Source organism: Pseudomonas nitroreducens, from assembly GCF_024170165.1.
GTDB classification, from domain to species: Bacteria; Pseudomonadota; Gammaproteobacteria; order Pseudomonadales; family Pseudomonadaceae; genus Pseudomonas; species Pseudomonas nitroreducens_C.
The window spans coordinates 40261-65507 of the sequence record NZ_JALJXP010000017.1 but is presented as its reverse complement, the minus strand read 5'-3'; the positions used below and the strand labels follow the sequence as shown (position 1 = coordinate 65507).

The 25247-nt window shown below is 65.7% G+C and carries 27 protein-coding genes; 25 read left to right on the top strand and 2 right to left on the bottom strand.

What is annotated here, in order from left to right; all coding sequences use genetic code 11:
- The first annotated feature begins 265 nt into the window (after positions 1–265).
- The 25 genes from fliL (at position 266) to J2T47_RS26350 (ending at position 23032) form a co-directional block, all read left to right on the top strand.
- The gene (gene fliL, locus J2T47_RS26470) at positions 266–787 is read left to right on the top strand and encodes a flagellar basal body-associated protein FliL (protein WP_081519288.1); all 522 of its coding nucleotides are present in this window, start codon (positions 266–268) and stop codon (positions 785–787) included.
- A 9-nt stretch (positions 788–796) separates the two neighbouring features.
- Complete coding sequence (gene fliM, locus J2T47_RS26465) at positions 797–1768, top strand: flagellar motor switch protein FliM (RefSeq protein WP_045212074.1); 972 nt, start codon at positions 797–799, stop codon at positions 1766–1768.
- A 22-nt stretch (positions 1769–1790) separates the two neighbouring features.
- Positions 1791–2258 (top strand): flagellar motor switch protein FliN, encoded by a 468-nt coding sequence (gene fliN, locus J2T47_RS26460; RefSeq protein WP_138215080.1) that lies wholly within the window; start codon positions 1791–1793, stop codon positions 2256–2258.
- 1 nt (position 2259) lies between these two features.
- On the top strand, positions 2260–2736 hold the full coding sequence (gene fliO / locus J2T47_RS26455; RefSeq protein WP_253453343.1) for a flagellar biosynthetic protein FliO: 477 nt from the start codon (positions 2260–2262) through the stop codon (positions 2734–2736).
- A gap of 77 nt (positions 2737–2813) precedes the next feature.
- On the top strand, positions 2814–3524 hold the full coding sequence (gene fliP / locus J2T47_RS26450) for a flagellar type III secretion system pore protein FliP (RefSeq protein WP_253453466.1): 711 nt from the start codon (positions 2814–2816) through the stop codon (positions 3522–3524).
- Between the two features lie 34 nt (positions 3525–3558).
- On the top strand, positions 3559–3828 hold the full coding sequence (gene fliQ / locus J2T47_RS26445; RefSeq protein WP_253453342.1) for a flagellar biosynthesis protein FliQ: 270 nt from the start codon (positions 3559–3561) through the stop codon (positions 3826–3828).
- Entirely contained in the window at positions 3828–4604 is a 777-nt protein-coding gene (gene fliR, locus J2T47_RS26440; RefSeq protein WP_253453340.1) for a flagellar biosynthetic protein FliR, read from the top strand. The genes fliQ and fliR overlap by 1 nt, the downstream gene beginning before the upstream one ends.
- Positions 4604–5740, top strand: coding sequence for a flagellar biosynthesis protein FlhB (gene flhB, locus J2T47_RS26435; protein ID WP_253453338.1), 1137 nt, complete (start codon positions 4604–4606; stop codon positions 5738–5740). Before fliR ends, flhB begins: the two co-directional genes overlap by 1 nt.
- An 88-nt stretch (positions 5741–5828) precedes the next feature.
- On the top strand, positions 5829–7109 hold the full coding sequence (locus tag J2T47_RS26430; protein ID WP_253453336.1) for a TPM domain-containing protein: 1281 nt from the start codon (positions 5829–5831) through the stop codon (positions 7107–7109).
- A 135-nt stretch (positions 7110–7244) separates the two neighbouring features.
- The gene (locus J2T47_RS26425) at positions 7245–7796 is read left to right on the top strand and encodes a hypothetical protein (RefSeq protein WP_253453334.1); all 552 of its coding nucleotides are present in this window, start codon (positions 7245–7247) and stop codon (positions 7794–7796) included.
- A 115-nt stretch (positions 7797–7911) separates the two neighbouring features.
- Positions 7912–10035, top strand: a complete 2124-nt coding sequence (flhA, locus tag J2T47_RS26420; RefSeq protein WP_253453332.1) for a flagellar biosynthesis protein FlhA — start codon at positions 7912–7914, stop codon at positions 10033–10035.
- Between the two features lie 15 nt (positions 10036–10050).
- Positions 10051–11361 carry a flagellar biosynthesis protein FlhF gene (gene flhF, locus J2T47_RS26415; protein ID WP_253453330.1) on the top strand — a complete coding sequence of 437 codons (1311 nt, stop codon included), beginning with the start codon at positions 10051–10053 and terminating at the stop codon, positions 11359–11361.
- Positions 11362–11524: 163 nt separating this feature from the next.
- Positions 11525–12352, top strand: a complete 828-nt coding sequence (fleN, locus tag J2T47_RS26410; RefSeq protein WP_017520297.1) for a flagellar synthesis regulator FleN — start codon at positions 11525–11527, stop codon at positions 12350–12352.
- Complete coding sequence (fliA, locus tag J2T47_RS26405) at positions 12349–13098, top strand: RNA polymerase sigma factor FliA (RefSeq protein ID WP_045212057.1); 750 nt, start codon at positions 12349–12351, stop codon at positions 13096–13098. The genes fleN and fliA overlap by 4 nt, the downstream gene beginning before the upstream one ends.
- 197 nt (positions 13099–13295) lie before the next feature.
- Entirely contained in the window at positions 13296–13670 is a 375-nt protein-coding gene (locus J2T47_RS26400; protein WP_085988857.1) for a chemotaxis response regulator CheY, read from the top strand.
- Between the two features lie 19 nt (positions 13671–13689).
- The gene (locus tag J2T47_RS26395; protein WP_045212054.1) at positions 13690–14472 is read left to right on the top strand and encodes a protein phosphatase CheZ; all 783 of its coding nucleotides are present in this window, start codon (positions 13690–13692) and stop codon (positions 14470–14472) included.
- Between the two features lie 31 nt (positions 14473–14503).
- The gene (locus tag J2T47_RS26390; protein WP_253453329.1) at positions 14504–16729 is read left to right on the top strand and encodes a chemotaxis protein CheA; all 2226 of its coding nucleotides are present in this window, start codon (positions 14504–14506) and stop codon (positions 16727–16729) included.
- Positions 16730–16791: 62 nt separating this feature from the next.
- The gene (locus J2T47_RS26385) at positions 16792–17901 is read left to right on the top strand and encodes a protein-glutamate methylesterase/protein-glutamine glutaminase (protein WP_253453328.1); all 1110 of its coding nucleotides are present in this window, start codon (positions 16792–16794) and stop codon (positions 17899–17901) included.
- A complete protein-coding gene (locus J2T47_RS26380) occupies positions 17901–18641 on the top strand; it encodes a flagellar motor protein (RefSeq protein ID WP_253453327.1) in 741 nt (246 codons plus the stop codon). Before J2T47_RS26385 ends, J2T47_RS26380 begins: the two co-directional genes overlap by 1 nt.
- A gap of 16 nt (positions 18642–18657) precedes the next feature.
- On the top strand, positions 18658–19539 hold the full coding sequence (gene motD, locus J2T47_RS26375; protein WP_192290976.1) for a flagellar motor protein MotD: 882 nt from the start codon (positions 18658–18660) through the stop codon (positions 19537–19539).
- 49 nt (positions 19540–19588) lie between these two features.
- Positions 19589–20377, top strand: a complete 789-nt coding sequence (locus J2T47_RS26370; protein WP_151187830.1) for a ParA family protein — start codon at positions 19589–19591, stop codon at positions 20375–20377.
- 97 nt (positions 20378–20474) lie between these two features.
- Positions 20475–21419, top strand: a complete 945-nt coding sequence (locus J2T47_RS26365) for a CheW domain-containing protein (protein ID WP_253453326.1) — start codon at positions 20475–20477, stop codon at positions 21417–21419.
- 61 nt (positions 21420–21480) lie between these two features.
- On the top strand, positions 21481–21960 hold the full coding sequence (locus tag J2T47_RS26360) for a chemotaxis protein CheW (RefSeq protein ID WP_015476565.1): 480 nt from the start codon (positions 21481–21483) through the stop codon (positions 21958–21960).
- A gap of 49 nt (positions 21961–22009) precedes the next feature.
- Complete coding sequence (locus tag J2T47_RS26355; protein ID WP_167523289.1) at positions 22010–22369, top strand: DUF2802 domain-containing protein; 360 nt, start codon at positions 22010–22012, stop codon at positions 22367–22369.
- 165 nt (positions 22370–22534) lie between these two features.
- Positions 22535–23032, top strand: a complete 498-nt coding sequence (locus J2T47_RS26350) for a hypothetical protein (RefSeq protein WP_253453325.1) — start codon at positions 22535–22537, stop codon at positions 23030–23032.
- Positions 23033–23038: 6 nt separating this feature from the next.
- Here J2T47_RS26350 and J2T47_RS26345 read toward each other — a convergent pair whose 3' ends face one another.
- Positions 23039–23380, bottom strand: a complete 342-nt coding sequence (locus J2T47_RS26345; protein WP_253453323.1) for an EscU/YscU/HrcU family type III secretion system export apparatus switch protein — start codon at positions 23378–23380, stop codon at positions 23039–23041.
- Complete coding sequence (locus J2T47_RS26340; protein WP_253453321.1) at positions 23377–24987, bottom strand: flagellar hook-length control protein FliK; 1611 nt, start codon at positions 24985–24987, stop codon at positions 23377–23379. The genes J2T47_RS26345 and J2T47_RS26340 overlap by 4 nt, the downstream gene beginning before the upstream one ends.
- Between the last annotated feature and the right edge of the window lie 260 nt (positions 24988–25247).

Sequence of the window (25247 nt, the reverse complement as noted above, 5' to 3'; positions counted from 1 at the left end):
GCTTGATGCCGTTCAGTCCCCTCTCCCTTCAGGGAGGGGGTTAGGAAGAGGGTATAAGCCCGAACGCCAGGTTTTCCCTTGCTCGCGAACCGCCTCAATACCCGACCTGTCCGGCTCGGAGGAAAATTCTTACTCCTCCCCGTGACATCCTCCGTCTAGCCTGTAATATCCGCGGCGTCGCCAGTAGGACTCTTGCAAACTGGCACAGCCCTTGCTGCTACCCCGGTATCAGCGCATCGCGCCGCAAAAGTGACGGATTATTGGCATGGCCAAGAAAGAACAGACGCCTTCTCTCCCCGATGGCCAGGCGCCCGGCAAGGGCAAGCTGAAGCTCATCATCATCATCGTGCTGGCCTTCCTGCTGGCGGTGGGGGCGTCGGTGGGCGGTACCTGGTTCTTCCTGCACAAGAGCGCCAAGCCCGACGAAGCCGAAGCCAAGGCCGCGGAACACGCCGAGCCGACGAAGAAGCAGGCGGTCTACGAGATCCTCGCGCCGTCCTTCGTGGTCAACTTCAACCAGAACGGCCGCCAGCGCTATCTTCAGGTGGCCGTTGCCCTGATGGGCCGCGACCAGGCGCAGATGGATGCCCTGCGCGAGCAGATGCCACTGGTACGCAACCAGCTGGTGATGCTGTTCTCCAGCCAGAATTTCGACAATCTGGTGACTCCGGTCGGCAAGGAAATGCTCCGCCAGCAGGCCACGTCCAGTCTTCAGGAACTGGCGAAGAAGGCGACCGGTCAGTTGACCGTGGAGCAAGTGCTTTTCACCAATTTCGTATTGCAGTAGGTACCCGCCATGGCCATGCAGGATCTACTTTCCCAGGACGAGATCGACGCGCTGCTGCACGGCGTCGACGACGGCCTGGTGGAAACCGAGTCCGACGTCGAGCCGGGGGCGATCAAGTCCTACGACCTGACCAGTCAGGACCGCATCGTCCGGGGCCGCATGCCGACCCTGGAGATGATCAACGAGCGATTCGCCCGTTACACCCGCATCAGCATGTTCAACCTGCTGCGCCGCTCGGCGGATGTCGCCGTGGGCGGCGTGCAGGTGATGAAGTTCGGCGAGTACGTGCACTCGCTGTACGTACCCACCAGCCTCAACCTGGTGAAGATGAAGCCGCTGCGCGGCACCGCGCTGTTCATCCTCGACGCCAAGCTGGTGTTCAAGCTGGTGGACAACTTCTTCGGCGGTGACGGTCGTCACGCCAAGATCGAGGGCCGCGAGTTCACCCCCACCGAGCTGCGGGTGGTGCGCATGGTCATCGAGCAGGCCTTCGTCGACCTCGCCGAGGCCTGGCATGCGGTGATGCCGATCAACTTCGAGTACGTGAACTCCGAGGTGAACCCGGCAATGGCCAACATCGTCAGCCCCAGCGAAGTGGTGGTGGTCTCCACCTTCCACATCGAGCTGGACGGTGGCGGCGGCGACCTGCACATCACCCTGCCTTACGCGATGATCGAGCCGATCCGCGAGATGCTCGACGCCGGCTTCCAGTCCGATGTCGACGACCAGGACGAGCGCTGGATCAATGCCCTGCGCGAAGACATCCTCGACGTCAGCGTGCCGGTGGGTGCCACCGTCGTGCGCCGCCAGCTCAAGCTGCGCGACATCCTGCACATGCAGCCGGGCGACGTGATCCCGGTGGAGCTGCCCGAATACATGATCATGCGCGCCAACGGCGTGCCTTCCTTCAAGGTCAAGCTGGGTTCGCACAAGGGCAACCTGGCCTTGCAGATTCTCGATCCTCTCGAGCGCTTGCGCTGAGCGGATCCCACGAGGACCCACCATGTCTGATGAAGAAAACGTGACCCCCGAAGAACAGGCGCTGGCCGATGAGTGGGCTGCGGCCCTCTCCGAATCCGGTGACGCCAACCAGGACGACATCGACGCGATGATGGCCGGCGCTGCGGCTCCGGCCGTGCCTGCCGCACCACGCGCACCGATGGAAGAGTTCGGCATGGCGCCCAAGACGCCGATGATCGCCGGGCTGGAAGGCCCCAACCTGGACGTGATCCTGGATATTCCGGTGACCATTTCCATGGAGGTCGGGCATACCGACATCAACATCCGCAACCTGCTGCAACTCAACCAGGGCTCGGTGATCGAACTCGATCGCCTGGCTGGCGAGCCGCTGGACGTGCTGGTCAACGGCACCCTGATCGCCCACGGCGAGGTGGTGGTGGTGAACGAGAAGTTCGGCATCCGCCTCACCGACGTGATCAGCCCCAGCGAACGCATCAAGAAGCTGCGCTGACATGGGCCGCCTGCTCGCGAATCTCGCCGTCCTGCCGCTGGCCGGGCTGTCCTTCTTCGCCCTGGGCGAAGAGGCCAAGGCGCCGGCATCCAATCCGGCCATCGTCCACGCCAGTTCCACGCCGAGCATCATCACCGGCAGTGCCGGCGCGCAACTGATGCAGTTGCTGCTGGGCCTGGTGCTGGTGGTCGGGCTGATCTTCCTGCTGGCCTGGCTGGTGCGCCGGGTGCAACAGGTGGTGCCGCGCGGCAACCAGGCGATCCGCCTGATTTCCAGCCAGTCCCTCGGTCCGCGGGATCGCCTGGTGCTGGTGCAGGTCGGCGAGGAACAGGTGCTGCTGGGCCTGACGCCCGGTCGCATCACCCCGCTGCACGTCATGCGCCAGCCGGTGCATGCCGCCGAATCGGAACCGGCGCAGCCGGAATTCGCCCAGCGTCTGCTGGAATTGCTGAACAAGGACAAGGGCCGCCCGCAGTGACCCGTTCGCCTACTCTCTCCGCTCTGATCGGTGCGCTCAAGGCAGTCGCGCCGCTGCTCCTGGGCCTGCTGGCGCTGATGGCGCCGCCGGCCTTCGCCGCCGATCCGACGCAGCTGACGGCGATCACCGTGACCACCAACCCGCAGGGGCAGCAGGAGTACTCGGTCAGCCTGCAGATCCTGCTGATCATGACCGCGCTGAGTTTCATCCCGGCGTTCGTCATGCTGATGACCAGCTTCACCCGGATCATCATCGTCTTCTCCATCCTGCGCCAGGCGCTGGGCCTGCAGAGCACGCCGTCGAACCAGGTGCTGATCGGCCTGGCGATGTTCCTCACCCTGTTCGTCATGGCACCGGTGTTCGACAAGATCAACACGACCGCGCTGCAGCCTTACCTGAGCGAGCAGATCCCCGCGCAGGAAGCGATCACCCGCGCCGAGGTCCCGCTCAAGGCCTTCATGCTGGCGCAGACCCGGCAGTCGGACCTGGAGCTGTTCGTCCGGCTGTCCAAGCGCACCGACATCGCCAGCGCCGACGCCACGCCCCTGACCATCCTGGTGCCGGCGTTCGTCACTTCGGAGTTGAAGACTGCCTTCCAGATCGGTTTCATGATCTTCATTCCGTTCCTGATCATCGACCTGGTGGTGTCCAGCGTGCTGATGGCGATGGGCATGATGATGCTCTCGCCGCTGATCATCTCGTTGCCGTTCAAGATCATGCTGTTCGTCCTGGTGGACGGCTGGGCGTTGATCATCGGCACGCTCGCCGGCAGTTTCGGGACGGTCTAGCGATGAACCCCTTTGCTGAACGACAGGAGCAGCCATGACCCCCGAAGTCGCCGTCGACCTGTTCCGTGAAGCGCTCTGGCTGACTGCCGTGATGGTCGGCATCCTGGTGCTGCCCAGCCTGCTGGTGGGCCTGATCGTGGCGATGTTCCAGGCCGCCACGCAGATCAACGAGCAGACCCTGAGCTTCCTGCCACGCCTGCTGGTGGTGCTGCTCACCCTCATCGTGCTGGGCCCCTGGCTGCTGCGGCAGCTGATGGAATACACCCAGTCGCTGATCGCCAGCATCCCGACGCTGATCGGCTGATGCTCGAGCTCAGCAACGCGCAGATCGGCGGCTGGATCGGGGCCTTCCTATTCCCGCTGTTCCGTATCGCCGCCATGCTGATGGTGATGCCGATCATCGGTACCCAGCTGGTCCCGACCCGCGTGCGTCTGTACCTGGCCGTGGCCATTGCCGTGGCGCTGACGCCCAACCTGCCGCCGATGCCGCAGGTGGATGCCTTGAGCCTCAAGGCGATGGTCTACATCGCCCAGGAAATCCTCGTCGGCGCCATGCTCGGCTTCGTCCTGCAGCTCATGTTCCATGCCTTCGTCATTTCCGGGCAGATCATCTCCATGCAGATGGGCCTGGGCTTCGCGTCCATGGTCGACCCCACCAACGGCATCTCGGTGCCGGTGCTGGGACAGTTCTTCACCATGCTGGTGACCCTGCTGTTCCTCTCGATGAACGGCCACCTGGTGGTGTTCGAGGTGCTGGCGGAAAGCTTCACCACGCTACCGGTGGGCGAAGGGCTGTCGAGCAACCACTTCATCAGCGTGGCCGGCAAGCTCGGCTGGGTGCTGGGCGCCGGCCTGATGATCGCCTTGCCGGCGATCACCGCGCTGCTGGTCATCAACCTGGCGTTCGGCGCGATGACCCGCGCGGCGCCACAGCTGAACATCTTCTCGATCGGTTTCCCGCTCACCCTGATCATGGGTTTCGTCATTGTCTGGATTGGCAGTGCCGAGATACTCACCCAGTACCAGGCGCTGGCCAGTGAAGGCCTGCGCCTGCTTCGCGAACTCGTGGGGGCCCGCTGATGGCCGAGAACGACAGTAGCGAAGACAAGACAGAGGAACCCACAGAGAAACGGCGCCGGGAGGCGCGCGAGAAGGGCCAGCTCCCCCGGTCCAAGGAGCTGAACACCCTGGCCGTGCTCCTGGCCGGCGCCGGAGCGCTGCTGATGTTCGGCGCCAGCCTGGCCGATGCGCTGATGCGCCTGATGCGCGGCAGTTTCGAACTGGACCGCGCCACGGTGATGAACAGCGAGAGCATGCTCAACCTGTTGATCGCCGGCGGCAAGATCGGCGCCGATGCGGTCTGGCCGATCCTTGCCGTGCTGCTGCTCGCGGCGCTGGTCGGCCCGGTCGCGCTGGGCGGCTGGCTGTTCTCCGCCGAGGCGCTGGCGCCCAAGTTCAGCCGGATGAACCCGCTGGCCGGGCTCAAGCGCATGTTCTCGTTGCGCTCGCTCACCGAGCTGCTCAAGGCACTGGCCAAGTTCGTGCTGGTGCTGATCGTGGCGATCCTGGTGCTCAAGTCCGATCAGGACGACCTCCTGGCGATCTCCCATGAGCCGCTGGAGCAGGCCATGGTGCACAGCGCCCGGATCGTCGGCTGGAGCGCCTTCTGGCTGGCCTGCAGCATCATCTTCATCGCCGCCGCGGACGTTCCCTTCCAGCTCTGGGACAACCGCAAGAAGCTGATGATGACCAAGCAGGAGGTCAAGGACGAGTACAAGGACTCCGAGGGCAAGCCGGAGGTCAAGGCCAAGGTCCGCCAGATGCAGCGCGAGATGGCCAACCGGCGGATGATGCAGGCGGTGCCGCAGGCCGACGTGGTCATCACCAACCCGACCCACTTCGCCGTAGCCCTGCAGTACGACGCCGAGAAGGGCGGCGCGCCGCGCCTGCTGGCCAAGGGCAACGACTTCATGGCGCTGAAGATTCGCGAGATCGCCCAGGAGCACAAGGTCACGGTGCTCGAATCGCCGGCGCTGGCGCGGGCGGTCTACTACTCCACCGAGCTCGACCACGAGATTCCTGCTGGGCTCTACCTCGCCGTGGCCCAGGTGCTGGCCTACGTCTACCAGCTCAAGCAGTACCGCGCCGGCAAAGGCAAGCGCCCGGGACCGATGCCGAACCTGCCGATCCCGCCGGACCTGCGCCGCGATGAGTGACCCGCAGGCGCCAGGCGTGCAGTAGGATGGTCGGCTCGTGCCCGGCGTCGAAGGCTCCGGGCGGCCTGTTCAGCCGAGGAAACGTTTCATGCTTCGGGACTCCTTCGCCGGCCTGCGCTTCGCGTTCTGGCTGTTGCTCTGTCTCTTCACCTGCTTCCAGCCCGTCTGGGCAGACTCGCCAGCCGACGGCGGTGTACTGCTGCCGCTGAACGAGCGCGTGGTGGACGTCACCGGCACCCTCGATCCCGCCGCCAAGTCCCATCTGATCGACAAGCTCAAGGCCCTGGAAGATCGCCGCGGTGCGCAGATCGCCGTGGTCATGCTTCCAACCGTCGGCACGATGGGCATCGAGGCCTTCTCCCACAAACTCTTCAACCTCTGGAAGCTCGGCCGCAAGGGCGTCGACGACGGCGTGCTGCTGGTGGTGGCGAAGGACGACCACCTGATGCGCATCGAGGTCGGCTATGGCCTGGAGGGCGCGATTCCCGATGTGCTGGCCGGGCGCATCATCCGCGAGCGCATGGCGCCGGCCTTCCGTCAGGACGACTATGCCGGCGGCATCGAGTCGGCGGTGGATGCGCTGATCCTGCTGGTCGATGGCGAGGCGCTGTCGGAGCCGACGCCGGAACCCTTGAGCTTCCCGCTGGAGGCCTGGCTGCTGCTGGCGTCCTTCGTGGCCGGTGGGGTGGGTGGCGTGCTGCTCGTCGCACGGCGGATGGGCTGGCGCGGCGCTCTGGCGTTCTGCGCGGTGGTGGTCGTGCTGGTGGCACTGCTGGCGGGCGGTCAGGATGCGCTGGGAGTGGTTGCCGTCACGCCGATCTGCTTGCTGGTCGGCGGCGCTACCTTCGGCGCGTTGTGGACGGCGCGGGTGGTGTTCTACAGCGTGCTGGGGCTGATCGCCTACTGCATCCTGCTCGGCTTCCTGACGCCGCGCTTCGGCGGCCTGCTGTGGGTCTATGCGCTGGCGGCTCCGCTGGGTGTGGCGATGGTCATCGGCCTCTGGTGGCTGCTGGTCTCGATGATGCGCGAGGTCTGGCGCGGGCCGCGCAAGCGGCGCAAAGGCCGCAAGGCCAGCCAGGCGGCAGTCGGGCATAAGGCTTTCTACTGGCGCCTGGGGGTATTCATCGGCCTGTACCTGCTGATCGGCTGCTTCGCCGGTGCGCTGGCGGCCCCGCTGAACTGGCTGCTGGTGCTGCCCTTCATGTGCCTGCCGGGGCTGGTGGTGTTCGCCGCGGGGCAGGGCGGCGCGGGCAGCAGTTCGAGCTCGGGCGGCAGTTCTTCGAGCGGATCGTCCGGTGGCAGTTCGGGCGGCGGGTTCTCCGGCGGCGGTGGTTCCAGTGGCGGGGGCGGTGCGTCCGGGAGCTGGTGACCGGCCTTAAGACAGGGGAACCTTTCGCCGGGAAGCACCGGTCGAACCTTCGAGGCGAGGGCGCCAGCCCTCGCGCGCCGGGACGCTGCACGGAGAAGGACGATGAGCGAAAGGGGCTGTTTCAGGGTTCTGGCGATGGCCGTGGGGATTGGCCTGTGCGGCGCTTGCGCGCCCGACACGCCGACGACGCAGTACCGCCTGCAGGTCTGCGGCACACAGCATGAGGCCCAGGTGACGGATCGCTGGTGGGGCTCGCTCTACGTCGCCCAGCTCAGCGGCGACAACCAGCTGGTGGTCGGCGTGCCGCTGGCGGTGCAGGGGCAGGGCGGTCACCCGGCGACGCTCACTGCGCAATTCCACCTGACCACCGCACAGGACCAGTTGCGCCGTGACCCGTCGAAGCTTTCCGGGCGCTACGCCATCGCTCCGCAGCGTGAGGGCCGGGCGAGGCTGAGGGAGGGCGCGGCGGTACTCTTCCAGGAGATGCCCGAAGACGCCCTGCGGGCCAGTCATGGCGAGCTGGTGATCGACCGCGTGGAGATCGTTCGCAGCGAGGACGACACCGAGTACGGCGTGATGTCCGGCCACTACCGTTTCGAGGCGCGAAGCGACGCAAACCAATCCACCTGCGCGGTGGCGGGCAGCTTCAAGGACGGCACCTTCAAACTGGTGAGAGACAGTTCCTGAAACCGTTTCGAAGAAGTTGGAACGCTTCCTGCAAAACCCTGTGCGGATGCCCGGTTGGGCGTCAAAAGTTTGATCCGGTGGCCGCCTCGGTCACCAACGCGCAGGGGAAATTCGGGTGGATCGTACGCAACTGATCGGCACTGTTCGCAGCAATCTGGTAGGGCTAAGCCGGGGCAACCTCGGTGTGCCGCTGCTGTTGCTCGCCATGCTGGCGATGATGACCCTGCCCATCCCGCCGTTCCTGCTGGATGTGCTGTTCACCTTCAACATCGCCCTGTCCATCGTCGTCCTGCTGGTCAGCGTGTACGCCCTGCGCCCGCTGGACTTCGCCGTGTTCCCGACCATCCTGCTGGTCGCCACCCTGCTGCGCCTGGCGCTGAACGTCGCGTCCACCCGCGTCGTGCTGCTCCACGGCCACGACGGCCACGCGGCCGCGGGCAAGGTGATCCAGGCGTTCGGCGAAGTGGTGATCGGCGGCAACTACGTCGTCGGTATCGTGGTCTTCGCGATCCTCATGATCATCAACTTCGTGGTGGTCACCAAGGGTGCCGGCCGCATCTCCGAGGTGAGCGCGCGTTTCACCCTCGACGCCATGCCCGGCAAGCAGATGGCCATCGACGCCGACCTCAACGCCGGCCTGATCGAGCAGGCGGAGGCCAAGAAGCGCCGCGCTGAAGTGGCCCAGGAGGCCGACTTCTACGGTTCCATGGACGGTGCCAGCAAATTCGTCCGCGGTGACGCCGTCGCCGGCCTGCTGATCCTCTTCATCAACCTCATCGGTGGCGTGGCCATCGGCATGATCCAGCACGCGATGAGCTTCGGCGACGCCGGCAAGGTCTATGCCCTGCTGACCATCGGTGACGGTCTGGTGGCGCAGCTGCCCTCGCTGCTGCTGTCGACCGCCGCCGCCATCATGGTGACCCGTGTCTCCAGCTCCGAGGACATGGGCCAGCAGGTCAACCGGCAGATGTTCGCCTCGCCCAAGGCGCTGGCCATCTCCGCCATCATCCTGATCGCCATGGGCCTGGTCCCGGGCATGCCGCACGTGTCCTTCGTCGGCCTCGGCGGCCTGGCTGCCGGCGGCGCCTGGATGATCTGGCAGCGCCAGCGCAAGGCCACCCAGAAGGCCGAACAGGAAGCCCAGACCCAGCAGGAACTGCTGCCCGCCCAGCGCGCCGAGCAGACCAAGGAGCTGGGTTGGGACGACGTGACCCCGGTGGATATGGTCGGCCTGGAAGTAGGCTACCGACTGATTCCGCTGGTGGACCGCAACCAGGGCGGCCAGCTGCTGGCGCGGATCAAGGGGGTGCGCAAGAAGCTGTCCCAGGACCTGGGCTTCCTGATGCCGTCGGTACACATCCGCGACAACCTCGATTTGCTGCCCAACGCCTATCGTCTGACGCTCATGGGCGTCAGCGTGGCGGAAGCCGAGATCTATCCGGACCGCGACCTGGCGATCAACCCCGGCCAGGTGTTCGGCACCCTCAACGGCATCGCCGGCAAGGACCCGGCCTTCGGCCTGGAGGCCGTCTGGATCGAGGCCTCGCAGCGCGACCAGGCGCAGTCCCTGGGCTACACCGTGGTGGATGCCAGCACCGTGGTCGCCACCCACCTGAACCAGGTGCTGCACAAGCACGCCCATGAGCTGCTCGGCCATGAGGAAGTCCAGCAATTGATGCAGCTGCTGGCCAAGACGTCGCCCAAGCTCGCCGAAGAGCTGGTGCCAGGGATGATTTCCCTGTCGACGCTGCTCAAGGTCCTTCAGGCGCTGCTGCAGGAACAGGTGCCGGTACGTGACATCCGTACCATCGCGGAAGCCATCGCCAACGTGGCGGTGAAGAGTCAAGATCCCGCCGCGATGGTGGCGGCAGTTCGCGTCGCGCTGTCCCGCGCAATCGTGCAAACCATTGTGGGACTAGAGCCGGAGCTGCCTGTGATCACTCTGGAACCCAGGTTGGAACAGATATTGCTCAATAGTCTTCAGAAGGCCGGACAGGGCTCCGAAGAAGGCATGTTGCTGGAACCCGGAATGGCCGAAAAGCTGCAACGCTCGATGGTTGAAGCGGCGCAGCGTCAGGAGATGCTCGGCAAGCCGGCGATTCTGCTGGTGGCAGGTCCCATCCGCGCGATGATGTCGCGATTCGCCCGGATGGCGGTTCCCACCATGAACGTGCTGGCTTACCAGGAAATCCCCGACAACAAACAAGTCACGATCGTTGCCACCGTTGGGCAGAACTGATTGAGGTCCGAGGCCATGCAGGTAAAACGCTTCTTCGCCGCTGATATGCGTCAGGCCATGAAACTGGTCCGTGACGAGCTGGGCCCGGACGCTTCGATCATTGGCAATCGCCGTGTCGCTGGCGGCGTTGAGCTGACCGCGGCGCTGGATTACCAGGCCCCGGTAGCGGCCAGCAAGCCGAACCCGGCACTGGAAGCCGAGCTGCGCAAGACCCAGGCGAAGATTGCCCAGGCCAGGGCCGATCTGTCGGCTCCCAGCCGTGCCAGCGATGGCGTGCGCGGCGACCGTCAAATGTACGGCACCGAGAAACCGCGTCGCAGCGCCGCCGAGACCCTGGCCGCCGCCATGGACGCACCGGTTGCCCCGGCGCCGGCCGCTGCCGGCCAGCAGGCGCTGGAAGCCATGCGCTTCGAACTCAACGGCCTGCGCGAACTGATCGAAGTGCAGCTGGGCTCCATCGCCTGGAACCAGCTGCAGAACCAGCGTCCGAAACAGGCCGGCCTGTGGCGTCGCCTGCAGCGCATGGGGCTGCCGGCCGACCTGTCGCGCAACCTGCTGGAGCGCGTGGCTTCCATCGCCGATCCGAAGCAGGCCTGGCGCATGCTGCTGGCGCACCTGGCGCGCTCGATCAACACCCCGGAAATCGACCTGCTGGAGCAGGGCGGCGTGGTTGCCCTGGTCGGCCCGGCCGGCATGGGCAAGACCACCACCCTGGCCAAGCTGGCGGCGCGCTACGTGCTGAAATACGGCGCGCAGAGCATCGCCCTGGTGTCCATGGACAGCTTCCGTATCGGTGCCCAGGAGCAGATCAAGACCCTGGGCCGCATTCTCAACGTGCCGGTGACCCTGGTCGATCCGGGCCAGTCGCTGATCCAGGCCATGGCCCCGCTGGCACGCAAGCGCCTGGTGCTGATCGATACCGCCGGCCTGCCCGCCAACGATCCGGCACTGCGCATGCAGCTCGAAGCGCTGTCGTCGCTGAGCCTGAACGTGAAGAATTACCTCGTGCTGGCCGCGACCAGCCAGAGCCAGGTGCTCAAGTCCGCCTGGCAGAACTATCGTTCCTGTGGGCTGGCCGGGTGCATCCTGACCAAGCTGGACGAAGCGGGAAGCCTCGGCGAAGCTCTGGCTCTGGCTATCAGCCAGCATCTACCGGTAGCCTATCTGGCTGACGGGCCGAAGATCCCGGATGACCTGCATGTGGCACGCGCGCACCAACTGGTCAGCCGTGCGGTGAGCCTGCAGTCGCCCGAAGAGCCCTGCGAGGATGCCATGGCGGACATGTTCGCCGGCCTTTACCAGCAGCCGGTGCGTCGCGCCAGCTGAAGATTGTGAGCCCCGGGTGGGGCGTGGGGCGGCCGGTTGGGCTGCCCAAGCGATGCGGATGCTCTGTTAGCAGATCCGCGAGCGCCGGAGGCGGTGGAGCACTGCAGCCGGATTAGCCGAAACGCCGATGCGTGACGGTCGAACGACGAGACAAGGTATTGATATGGGTATGCATCCCGTTCAGGTAATCGCAGTCACCGGTGGCAAGGGTGGCGTGGGCAAGACCAACGTGTCGGTGAATCTGTCGCTGGCGCTGGCCGATCTCGGCCGCCGCGTCATGCTGCTGGATGCCGACCTGGGCCTGGCCAACGTCGACGTGCTGCTGGGACTGTCGCCCAAGCGCACGCTGGCCGACGTCATCGAAGGCGAATGCGACCTGCGTGACGTGATCCTCCAGGGCCCCGGCGGCATTCGCATCGTCCCGGCGGCCTCGGGCACCCAGAGCATGGTGCACCTCACGCCGATGCAGCACGCCGGCCTGATCCAGGCCTTCAGCGACATCAGCGACAACATCGACGTGCTGGTGGTGGACACCGCCGCCGGCATCGGCGACTCGGTGGTGAGCTTCGTGCGTGCCGCCCAGGAAGTGCTGCTGGTCGTCTGCGATGAACCCACGTCCATCACCGATGCCTATGCTTTGATCAAGCTGCTCAACCGCGATTACGGCATGACGCGTTTCCGCGTGCTGGCGAACATGGCCCACAGCCCCCAGGAGGGCCGCAACCTGTTCGCCAAGCTGACCAAGGTCACCGACCGTTTCCTGGACGTGGCGCTGCAGTACGTCGGCGCCATTCCCTACGACGAGTCGGTGCGCAAGGCCGTGCAGAAGCAGCGTTCGGTGTATGAGGCGTTCCCGCGCAGCAAGGCTTCCCTGGCCTTCCGTGCGGTGGCGCAGAAGGTCGACAGCTGGCCGCTGCCGGCCAACCCACGAGGGCACCTGGAGTTCTTCGTCGAGCGCCTGGTGCAACATCCCACGGGTTCGGCCGTATGACCGCGGCCTCCGGAGCGCGTATGTACAGCAAGGCACAGGCGCACAACTCCCAGGAACTGCTGATCCAGAAACACGCCCCGCTGGTGAAGCGCATCGCCTACCACCTGCTCGGCCGTCTGCCGGCCAGCGTGCAGGTGGAGGACCTGATGCAGGCCGGCATGATCGGCCTGCTGGAGGCTGCGAAGAAATACGACCAGGGCAAGGGCGCGAGCTTCGAAACCTACGCCGGCATCCGCATCCGCGGCGCCATGCTCGACGAGGTGCGCAAGGGCGACTGGGCCCCGCGTTCGGTCCACCGCAACACCCGCATGGTCAGCGACGCCATCCGTGCCGTCGAAGCGCGCACCGGACGCGACGCTAAAGATCAGGAGGTTGCTGCCGAACTCAATATGAGCCTCGAAGATTATTACGGCATCCTCAGCGACACCCAGGGCAGCCGACTGTACAGCTTCGATGACATGTTGCAGGACGGCGACCAGGGCGGCGGCTTCGCCGAAGACGCTTCGCACCACGACAACGAGCCATCCCACGGCCTGGAAGACGAGCGCTTCCAGGCGGCCCTGGCCGACGCCATCACCAAGTTGCCCGAGCGTGAGCGACTGGTGCTGGCGCTGTACTACGACGAGGAACTCAACCTCAAGGAGATCGGCGAAGTGCTGGGCGTCAGCGAATCCCGCGTCAGCCAGCTGCACAGCCAGTGCGCCGCGCGCCTGCGTTCGCGCTTGGCGGAGTGGCGCGCTCGCTGAGCATCGGGTAGTTTCGCGTCGGCTGCTCCTGAGAGGCAGTGCTGAAGGGATTTTCCTTAGGCAAGTTATAGGCTTACGAATTCTTGGGTGACGTTCCTTTGACGCGCCCACAGCGAAGAGCGCACGACGCTCGATGAATTGACGGCACGCCCGCCAGGGCGCGTTTGGTATCGATGGAGGCAGGTTTGGACAAGAACATGAAAATTCTCATCGTGGACGACTTTTCCACGATGAGGCGCATCATCAAGAACCTCCTGCGGGACCTGGGGTTCACCAACACCGCAGAAGCCGACGACGGCACCACTGCGCTGCCGATGCTGCACAGTGGCAACTTCGACTTCCTCGTTACCGACTGGAACATGCCCGGCATGACCGGCATCGACCTGCTGCGTGCGGTCCGCGCCGACGAGCGTCTGAAGCACCTGCCGGTATTGATGGTCACCGCCGAAGCCAAGCGCGACCAGATCATCGAAGCGGCCCAGGCCGGGGTCAACGGCTATGTGGTCAAGCCTTTCACCGCTCAGGTGCTGAAAGAAAAGATCGAGAAGATTTTCGAGCGGGTCGGCAGCTGAGGCTGACCAAGAGGGCGTCATGGATTTCAACGAATCCGCGGGTGACTTCGAGTCGACCCTGAAAAAACACGCGCGCGAATTGGTCGACTGCCTCGAGCAGGGCGACGTACAGACCGCCGTGCAGCTGATCTCCGAGCTCAACCAGGCGCGCGATCGCGGGCTCTACCAGGAGGTGGGGAAACTCACCCGTGAGCTGCACAACGCCATCGTCAACTTCCAGATCGACCCCAGCTCGCCGCGCGCCCAGGAAGTCTCGCAGATTGCCGACGCGACCGACCGCCTGTCCTATGTGGTGACGATGACCGAGAAAGCGGCCAATCGCACCATGGACCTGGTGGAAGAGTGCACCCCGGTGGTCATGCACATCGAGACCCAGGCCAAGGAGCTGCAGGAAGACTGGTCGCGTTTCATGCGTCGCGAGCTGGGCCCCGAGGCCTTCCGTGACCTGGCCAAGCGTGTCGAGCAGTTCCTCTACATCAGTGCCCAGGACAGCCGCAAACTTTCCGCGCACCTGAACGACATCCTGCTCGCGCAGGACTTCCAGGACCTTACCGGGCAAGTGATCAAGCGCGTCACCAAGCTGGTGACCGAGGTCGAGTCGAACCTGGTGAAGCTGGTCTGGATGGCGGGGCAGGTCGATCGCTACGCCGGCATCGAGCATGACCACGAGAGCATGCGCGACGCGGTGGAAAAAGAAAGATCGTCCAAGGGTGAAGGTCCGCAGATTGCTGCCGATACAAGAAAGGACGTCGTATCCGGTCAGGACGATGTCGATGACCTGTTGTCCAGCCTTGGTTTTTAAGCGTCCGCTGACGCTGTAGAGGGAGCACCGAATGAGCTTCGACGCCGATGACGAAATCCTCCAGGACTTCCTGGTGGAGGCCGGCGAGATTCTCGAGCTACTGTCCGAACAACTGGTCGAGCTGGAAAGCCGCCCGGATGACATGGACCTGCTCAATGCAATCTTCCGTGGGTTCCATACCGTCAAAGGTGGTGCCGGCTTCCTCCAGCTGAATGCGCTGGTGGAGTGCTGCCACATCGCCGAAAACGTCTTCGACATGCTGCGCAAGGGCGAACGCCGCGTGGATGCCGAGCTGATGGACGTGATGCTGCAGGCGCTGGATACCGTCAACGTCATGTTCCAGCAGGTGCGTGACGCCGAGGAACCGACGCCGGCCACTCCCGAGCTGCTGGCGGCGCTGTCGCGTCTGGCCGACCCGAACGCCGCTCCTGCCGAAGCCCCCGCTCCGGCTGCAGTCGAGCCGGTCGTGGAAGAGGCTCCGGTCGCTGCGGCCGCCTATGGCGACATCACCGATGCCGAGTTCGAGAAGCTGATGGATGCCCTTGAACCCACCGCCGAGGCGCCTGTCGCGCCGGTTGGCAGTGGTGGCGACGACATCACCGACGACGAATTCGAAGCGCTGCTCGACCAGCTGCACGGCAAGGGCCAGTTCAGCGCTGCTGCCAAGGAGCCCGTCAGCGCGGCTCCGGCACCCGTTGCCGAAGCGCCCGCCGCGGGCGCTGGCGACGAGATCAGCGACGACGAGTTCGAAGCGCTGCTCGACCAGCTGCACGGCAAGGGCCAGTTCACCGGTGCGAAGGAAGAAGCCGCCGCTCCCGTCGAGGCTGCTGCTGCCGAGGTCAAGCCCGAGGAAGCTCCGGCTGCCGGCGGCGACGACAACATCACCGACGACGAATTCGAGAAGCTGCTCGACGAGCTGCACGGCAAGGGCCAGTTCACCGGCGCGAAGGAAGAGCCGGTGGTGGCCGCCCAGCCCAAGGCGGCTGCTGCGCCTGCGCCCAAGCCCGCCGCTGCTCCGGCGCCGGCAGCTGCCAAGCCTGCCGCTGCTGCCAAGCCCGCCGCTGCCGCTGCGGAGAAACCGGCCAACGAAGCGGAAACCACCGTGCGCGTGGACACCGCCCGCCTGGACGAGATCATGAACATGGTCGGCGAACTGGTGCTGGTGCGTAACCGTCTGGTGCGCCTGGGCCTGAACAGCGGCGACGAGGCGATGGCCAAGGCCGTCTCCAACCTCGACGTGGTCACCGCCGACCTGCAGTCGTCGGTCATGAAGACCCGCATGCAGCCGATCAAGAAGGTCTTCGGCCGCTTCCCGCGGCAGGTCCGCGACCTGGCGCGCAATCTGAAGAAAGAGATCAACCTCGAGCTGATCGGCGAAGAGACCGACCTGGACAAGAACCTGGTCGAAGCCCTGGCCGACCCGCTGGTGCACCTGGTGCGCAACGCGGTTGACCATGGCATCGAAGGCCCCGACGAGCGCGAGGCCGCCGGCAAATCGCGTTCGGGCAAAGTGGTGCTGTCCGCCGAGCAGGAAGGCGACCACATCCTGCTGTCGATCTCCGACGACGGCAAAGGCATGGACCCGGACATCCTGCGCGCCAAGGCCGTGGAGAAGGGCCTGCTGGACAAGGACGCGGCCGATCGCCTGTCCGAGTCCGACTGCTACAACCTGATCTTCGCCCCGGGCTTCTCGACCAAGACCGAGATTTCCGACGTCTCCGGCCGTGGTGTCGGCATGGACGTGGTGAAGACCAAGATTTCCCAGCTCAACGGCATCATCAACATCTACTCGACCAAGGGCCAGGGCTCGAAGATCGTCATCAAGGTCCCGCTGACCCTGGCGATCATGCCGACCCTGATGGTGATGCTGGGCAACCAGGCCTTCGCCTTCCCGCTGGTCAACGTCAACGAGATCTTCCACCTCGACCTGTCGAATACCAACGTGGTCGACGGCCAGGAAGTGGTGATCGTCCGCGACAAGGCCCTGCCGCTGTTCTACCTCAAGCGCTGGCTGGTGCCGGGCGCGCAGTATGACGAGCCGGGTGAGGGCCACGTGGTGATCCTCTCCGTGGGCACCCAGCGCATCGGCTTCGTGGTCGACCAGCTGGTGGGCCAGGAAGAGGTGGTGATCAAGCCGCTGGGCAAGATGCTGCAGGGCACGCCGGGCATGGCGGGGGCGACCATTACCGGGGACGGGCGCATTGCGCTGATCCTCGACGTGCCGAGCATGCTCAAGCGCTACGCCCGTCGTATCTGACCGCCATGGGCGGGCCGCAGGGCCCGCCCGTGTGATGGAAGAAGTTTTTTTCAGGAGTGTCTATGGCTGTCAAAGTCCTGGTGGTGGACGATTCGGGGTTCTTCCGCCGCCGCGTCTCGGAGATTCTTTCGGCTGACCCGCAGATCCAGGTGGTCGGCACGGCAACCAATGGCCGCGAGGCGATCGATCAGGCGCTGGCGCTCAAGCCCGACGTGATCACCATGGACTACGAGATGCCGCTGATGGACGGCATTACCGCCGTGCGGACCATCATGCAGCGCTGCCCGACGCCGGTCCTGATGTTCTCCTCGCTGACCCACGAGGGCGCGCGGGTGACCCTGGACGCGCTGGACGCCGGCGCCGTCGACTACCTGCCGAAGAATTTCGAGGACATCTCGCGCAACCCGGACAAGGTCCGCCAGCTGCTGTGCGAGAAGGTCCACACCATCGCCAAGAGCAACCGCCGCTTCGCCGCGTACTCTTCGTACTCGTCGAGCCCGGCCGCTCCCGCCTCGACTCCCGCCGCCAGCAGTGCGCGCCCGGCCGCTCCCGCTTCGTCGGGCGCCAGTCACGCGCCGGCCCCGGCGACTTCCGCCGCCCCAAAGCGTAAGCCCTACCGGCTGGTAGCCATCGGCACTTCGACCGGTGGGCCGGTGGCGCTGCAGCGGGTCCTGACCCAGCTGCCTGCCAACTTCCCCGCACCGCTGGTGCTGATCCAGCACATGCCGGCGGCCTTCACCAAGGCTTTTGCCGAGCGCCTGGACAAGCTGTGCAGGATCACCGTCAAGGAAGCCGAGGATGGCGACATCCTGCGTCCCGGCGTGGCCCTGCTGGCCCCCGGCGGCAAGCAGATGATGGTCGACGCCCGCGGTGCGATCCGCATCCTGCCCGGTGACGAGCGCCTGAACTACAAACCCTGTGTCGACGTGACCTTCGGTTCCGCGTCCAAGGCCTATGGCGACAAGGTCCTCGCGGTGGTGCTCACCGGCATGGGCGCCGACGGCCGCGAAGGCGCGCGCATGCTCAAGCAGGGCGGCGCCCAGGTGTGGGCGCAGGATGAAGCCAGCTGCGTGATCTACGGCATGCCCATGGCCATCGCCAAGGCCGGCCTGGCCGACGCGGTGTACAGCCTGGACGACATCGGCCGCCACCTGACCGAGGCCTGCGGCTGATGGATGTCCTCAGCCTGGTCGGCCTGATCCTCGCGCTGGTTGCCATCATCGGTGGCAACTTCCTCGAGGGCGGGCACGTCGGTGCCCTGGCCAACGGCCCGGCGGCACTGATCGTGGTGGGGGGCACCCTGGCCGCCGCACTGCTGCAGACCCCGGTTGCGGTGCTCAAGCGCGCCGTGACCATGCTGCGCTGGATGGTCCTGCCGCCCAGGGTGGACCTGGTCGGCGGCATCAACCATGTGGTCGGCTGGAGCATGACGGCGCGCAAGGAAGGCCTGCTGGGCCTGGAGACCGTCGCCGACGCCGAGCGCGACCCCTATGCGCGCAAGGGTCTGCAACTGCTGGTGGACGGTACCGAGCCCGAGGCCATCCGCAGCATCCTCGAAGTCGATCTGTTCAACCAGGAAAGCCGCGACCTGGCTGCCGCCAAGGTGTTCGAGGCCATGGGCGGCTACTCGCCAACCATCGGCATCATCGGCGCGGTGATGGGCCTGATCCACGTGATGGGCAACCTCGCCGACCCCAGTCAGCTGGGGAACGGTATCGCCGTGGCCTTCGTCGCCACCATCTACGGCGTGGGCCTGGCCAACCTGCTGCTGTTGCCCATCGGCAACAAGCTGAAAAGCATCGTGCTGCGCCAGTCGTGCTACCGCGAGATGCTCATGGAGGGCCTGCTGTCCATCGCCGAGGGTGAGAACCCGCGCTCCATCGAGCTGAAGCTGCAAGGCTTCGTCGGCTGAGGAGGAGGGGATGCGCATGCCTCGCCGCAGACGCCATGAGGAGCACGAGAATCACGAACGCTGGCTGGTGTCCTACGCGGACTTCATCACCCTGCTGTTTGCCTTCTTCGTGGTGATGTACTCGATCTCCTCGATCAACGAGGGCAAGTACAAGATCCTCTCGGAAACCCTGACCGGGGTGTTCAACCAGCCGGACCGCTCGATCCGCCCGATTCCGGTTGGCGAGGAGCGCCCGCGCACCCAGCAGCCGGACCAGTCGCTCAACGAGCCGCAGGACGACGGCCAGGCCCAGAGCAATCCCGACACCCTGCAGCAGATCAGCGACAGCGTGCGCCAGGCCTTCGGCGACCTGATTTCCACCGACCAGCTGTCGGTACGCGGCAACGAGTTCTGGATCGAGATCACCCTCAATTCCAGCCTGCTGTTCCCCAGCGGCGATGCGATTCCCAATGACGCTGCCTTCGAGATCATCGAGAAGGTCGCCAGGATTCTGGCGCCTTACCGCAACCCGGTGCACGTCGAAGGCTTCACCGACAACGTGCCGATCCATAATTCGCAGTACCCGACCAACTGGGAGCTGTCCGCGGCGCGCGCCGCCAGCATCGTCCGCATGCTCGCCCAGGATGGCCTCGACGCCGGTCGGCTGGCGGCGGTGGGCTATGGCGAATTCCAGCCAGTGGCGGACAATGCCACGGCGGATGGCCGCGCACGCAACCGCCGGGTGGTGCTGGTGATCTCCCGCAACCTGGAGGTGCGCCGCAGCATCAGCGGGGTGGGCAGTGGCAAGGCACAGCCGGACCCTGCGTTGCGGCATGCTGGCACGCAATCTGCACCAGTGATTGCCAGCGAGGCGCCCGGCAGTGGCGCCGTCAATTCTTCGTCATCGGCAGGGGACTGAACGATATGAAAACCCTGATCCGAACCACGGCCTGCGGGGAGCCAGCACTATGAAAGTCTGGGCGGTAGCCAACCAGAAAGGTGGCGTCGGCAAGACCACATCCTCCATCGCCTTGGCGGGCCTGCTGGCAGATGCCGGCAAGCGCGTGCTGATCGTCGACCTGGACCCCCATGGCTCGATGACCAGCTACTTCGGCCATGATCCGGACACCCTGGAGCACAGCGTGTTCGATCTGTTCCTGCACCAGGGCAACGTGCCCGAGGGACTGCCCGAGTCGCTGCTGCTGCCCACCAGCCACGAGAACATCCGCCTGCTGCCGTCGAGCACCGCGCTGGCCACCCTGGAGCGCCAGTCGCCCGGGCAGAACGGCCTGGGCCTGGTGATCGCCAAGAGCCTGGCGCAGCTGTGGAACGAATTCGACTACGCGATCATCGACAGCCCGCCGCTGCTGGGCGTGCTGATGGTCAACGCCATGGCGGCCAGCCAGCACCTGGTGATCCCGGTGCAGACCGAGTTCCTAGCCCTCAAGGGGCTGGAGCGCATGGTCAACACGCTGAAGATGGTCAACCGCTCGCGCAAGCAGGCGCTGCCGTTCACCATCGTGCCGACCCTGTTCGACCGCCGTACCCAGGCCTCGCTGGGCACCCTGCGGGTGCTGCGCGATACCTACCCCGACACCCTCTGGCAGGCGTTCATCCCGGTGGATACCAAGCTGCGTGACGCCAGCCGCCTGGGCACCGTGCCCTCGCGCAACGACGGCAACAGCCGTGGGGTAATCGCCTACCGCGCGCTGCTCAAGCATCTGCTGGCCCATGTGCCGGCGAGTCAGGTAGCGTGAGCATGGCGCGCCAGAACGAAAGAATCCGACGGATGCGCTCAAGAGCGGCGCGCCCGCTGCCGATAGGCTGGACAGTCACCTTGCGCGGTTATCCATCATGAGTCGTTCCGCTACCGCCACGCGCCCCCAGCTCGCGCTGCAGTCCTACCTGGACGCGCTGCTGCAGGAGGCCACTTTCGAAGACTTCGCCCCGGAACCGGTGGCGCAGCCTGTCGTTGCACCCGTTGTCCCGACTCCGGTCGCCCCGGTGGCGCTGGTGGTCAGCGAACCCGTCGTTCCGCTCACTGCCGAGCCCCAGGCGGCGGTCGCGCAGGCGCCGGAAACCAGCGTCAGCCTGGATGAATTCGAAGCGGCCGTGCTCGAAGAGCAGGTCCGCGATGCGCGCCTGAACGTGGCCGCCCGTGAACCGGTGGCCCGCGTTCCGGTGGCCGAGCTGCGCCTGCCCGAGCCGGAGGCTCCGCTCAGCGAAGCGCCGGTGGCCGATGAGCCGCCGGCGCAACTGGCCCAGGTCATCGACCTGCACCAGCCCGGCAGCGCCGAGATGCCCGCCGCGCCACTCAAGCTGCTCGACGACGGTCGCCCGGTGTGGGCCGCCGAGCCCTTCGAGTGCCTGCTGTTCGACGTCGCCGGGCTGACCCTGGCCGTGCCGCTGGTTTGCCTGGGCTCCATTTACCCGCTGGCGGGGCACGACCTGACCCCGCTGTTCGGCCAGCCCGACTGGTTCCTCGGCATCCTGCCGGGCCAGAACGGCAACCTGAAGGTGCTCGACACCGCGCGCTGGGTCATGCCCGAGCGCTACCGCGACGACTACCGCGATGGGCTGCAGTACGTGATTTCCGTGCAGGGCTACGAGTGGGGGCTGGCCGTGCATCAGGTCAGCCGCTCGGTGCGCCTGGACCCGTCCGAGGTGAAGTGGCGCAGCCAGCGCCAGCAACGCCCGTGGCTGGCCGGCACGGTGATCGACCAGATGTGCGCACTGCTCGACGTCTCGGCACTTGCCGAACTGATCGCCAGCGGCGCGGCCAAGCGCCTGCAGCACTAACCGAATACGACAGACAACCTCCGCGCCGCAGGCGGCGCGGAACCAGAAGAGGCGAGGGGATATGAAGAAAACGTCAGCGCAAGGTGCCGAAGATCCGATTCTGCAGTGGGTCACCTTCCGCCTGGACAACGAGACCTACGGCATCAATGTGATGCAGGTCCAGGAAGTGCTGCGCTACACCGAGATCGCGCCGGTCCCGGGTGCCCCGAGCTACGTGCTGGGCATCATCAACCTGCGTGGCAACGTGGTCACCGTGATCGACACCCGCCAGCGCTTCGGCCTGGACCCGGCGCCGGTCTCGGACAACACCCGCATCGTCATCATCGAAGCCGACAAGCAGGTCGTCGGCATCCTGGTCGACAGCGTCGCCGAGGTCGTCTACCTGCGCCAGTCCGAGATCGAGACCGCGCCGAACGTCGGTAACGAGGAATCGGCCAAGTTCATCCAGGGCGTCTGCAACAAGAACGGCGAGCTGCTGATCCTGGTCGAGCTGGACAAGATGATGACCGAGGAAGAGTGGTCGGAGCTGGAGAGCATCTGAGGTGCTGATCGCTCTGGTGGTGCTCGGTATCGCCTGCGTGGGCCTGGCGATGGCCTGCGTCTGGCTGTCCGGCCGGCAGCGCGCCCAGGAAGCCCAGGCGGTGCAGCTGGCCAAGCAGCTGGCGGTGTTCGAGCAGCGCCTGAAAGAGCAGGGCAAGCGCATCGAGTCGTACCAGCAGATCAACATCCGCATGGGCGAGGAACTGCGCGAGCTGAACAAGCAGGTCGCGCCGCTGCCCGAGCGCCTGGTGCGCATCGAGCAGCGTGACCCGACCAGCCTGTCCTTCAGCCAGGCGGCACGCCTGGTCGGCATGGGCGCCAGCCCCGAAGACCTGACCCAGAGCTGCGGCCTGTCCCAGGCCGAAGCCGAACTGGTCGCCCGCCTGCATCAGGGCAAGGCGCGGGACTGAAGGCCGCGCCTGTTCTGCATCCGATCCTGCCGTCGCGTTTGGAACCGTCTATCGGGATTCCTGAGTTGTAGGAGTTTCACTACGGCTAATTAGGACTCGTCTGATAAGAATCGCGGCAATTCGTCGCTAAATTGGCCTCGTCAAAATTTTTTCGAGGCCACCGATATGGCGACCATTTCCCGTCGGGCCATGGTGCTGTGCTCGCACCCCGGCCGGCTGCTGAACTACAGCGTGCTGCTCAATCGCCTGGAGTTCTACCACCTGAGTCTGTGCCTGAACCTGGACGAAGTGCGCAAGGCACTTGGTACCCGGCAGCGTTACAGCCTGTTCATCCATGACGACTTCCGACCCGGCCCCAACGAGCTGATGAGCTTGAAGGCGCTGAGCCAGAGCAACACCTTCCGCCAGTTCCTGCTGGTGGGTAACTACAGCGCGGAGGAGCGGCGCGGCCTGATGCAGTGGGCCTGGGCCAACCGCGTGCCGGTGCTGGATGTGCTGGACAAGCCGATCTCGCTGGCGCAGTTGCGCGAGGTGACCGGCAGCATGGTGCTCTACCACAGCGAAGACGAGCAGCCGATCCGCAAGTCGGTGCGCGAGTTCAGCGACTTCGCCCCGGCCGGCGACCTGCCTCCTGCTCGCCGCGGCTGTGAGTGCCGCGGCTGAGGTGGTTCACCGGCGTCGGGAATCAGGCCCTTCCAGCAACAGCGGCATCGCGTCCGGCGGCGTCTCCTGCCGGCCGTTCAGTGGGCTCTTGCCCTTGAGGTACCAGGCAAAGGCGATTATCTCGGCGATGGTGCGGTAGAGCGCCTCGGGAATCGCATCGCCCAGCTCCAGGCGCGCCAGCAGGCGCACCAGTTCGCCGTTCTCGTAGATCGGCACCTCGTGATGGCGAGCGATGGCGAGGATGGTTTCCGCCAGTTCATCGTCGCCCTTGGCGGTCAGCGTCGGCGCACTCTGCCCGTCATAGTTGAGCGCGATCGCCTGGCGCGGTGCTTTTGCGGACTTCTTCATGCGGTCTCGTCCACCCAGCGTTGTTCCACCGCCGTGCGCGTGCCCTGGGGCGGCTTGCCCTGGCGGCAGCTCAGCTCGCCCACGCTGAGGCCTGCGTCGTTCAGGCGCTGGCGCAGGGTGCCCAGTTCGCCGTCGATCAGGCTGGCGGTGGCGGCGCGTTCGGCCCACAGCTGAGTGCCGATGCTGCCGTGGGCCAGCGTGGCCTGGACCTGCAGCGGGCCAAGGCTGTCCAGGTCGAAGGCCAGATCGACTCGCCAGAGCATTTCGCGCGGCTGCTGCTCGCGCTCGCTCGCCGGGCTGTCCTTTTCTTCCTGCTGGATACGCACCTGGATCGGCACCATCTGCTGTTGATGGCGCAGGGGAATCTCCAGCTGCCAGGTATTCAATACGGTGCCGTCGGGCAGCACGTCGCTCTGCGCCAGGCTGCCCAACTGGTGGGTCTGCAGGCGGGAGACTGCAGCGGCGGCCAGCTTGAGCAGCGACTCCAGGTCGCCTTCTTCTTCCAGCTCATTGGCCAGCCGGCTGGGCAGCGGAAAGCTGACCGGTGGCGGTGTGCGCCCACTGGCCTGGCCGATGACGCCCAGCGCGTTGCGGACGAATGCCGGCATGGCCTGCGCCAGATTGTTGGCACCGGCAAGGGCGGTGCCCGGCAGGTTGCCCAGTACCGCGGCCGCCGTACCACCCTGGACGGTTGGCAGAATCTGCGCAATCAGCCGCAGCAGGTTGGCCTTGAGGTCCTGGGGAAAACCCTCTGCGCCGCGCAACAGCTGCCCTTCCAGGAACGCACCGCTTTGCTGGAAGGCCTGGGCGACGCCCTTGGCATCACTGAGCTGGCGGATGTCCGGCAGCGTACCGAGCAGCTTGTCCACCGACTGGCGCAGCTCCGGGCTGATGTCCGGGTTGCTGCCGGCACCTTGCAGCGCCTTGAACAGACCGTCCAGCGGGCCCTGGCGGCTTTGCTGGGCGCCGAGTTGCAGGCTCAGGTCGAGCTGGTCCAGGCGCGCGTTCATCGGCAGGAACTGCAGGGCCTGCTGGTCCTGCACGCGGGCGCTGAGGAGGCTGTTGAGCGGCAGCGGGTTGGGCGACTCGATGCTCAGCTGGCGCCCGGCCAGCGGCGTGTTGAGCAGTGTCACCAGGACCTTGTAGACCACCTGCTCGGCCTTGCCGAAGGCGAGCGGTTGGCTGGCATCCACTTTGCCCTGGATCAGGGTGCCCACCGGCAGGACGTCGAGGTCGAGACTGCCCAGTGGCACCTGGCTGGCGCCACCCAGGCCTGACGAACCGAGGCTGGGCTGGGTCAACAGGGTGGCAGCGAGGCTGGTCGGGTTCAGCGTCGAAAGCTGCAGGGTGCTGCCCTTGGGCAGGGCCTGTGGGCTTTCCGCCACCACCAGGGCCTGCTGGCCGCTGGCCATGGTCAGCCGCAGCAACAGCTGGAAATTCACCTGCCCGTCGCGCACTGCCAGTACTTCGGCATGGGCCTTGTCCCCCGGCGGCAGCAGGTCGCCCAGGCTCTGCGCGAGCTTGAGCGTCAGCTCGGCGGCGCTCTGCGTGCTGCGCAGCGGCGGCGTGGGCGGTAGCGGGCGGGAAGCGCCAATTTCGCTCGGCATCGGGGACCTGTAGGCGGAGTGACGGGATTACGCCCAGTGTATCGGCGGTGCCTGCGGGCACTTTAGACCGTTCAGCCGACGGCGGCCGCTCGCAGCAATTTGCCGTAGTTGTCCGGATCTTTAAGAGAGGGTTAAGGATCGAGCGGCACAATGACAGCAGTGGTAGCCCGCGGGGTGCCGAATCCCCCGTATGGAAAGGACTGCCGCGATTGTTGCCTGCTGGCGGACGCAGCGTTGTTTTGTGCCGATGGGCGGTATCA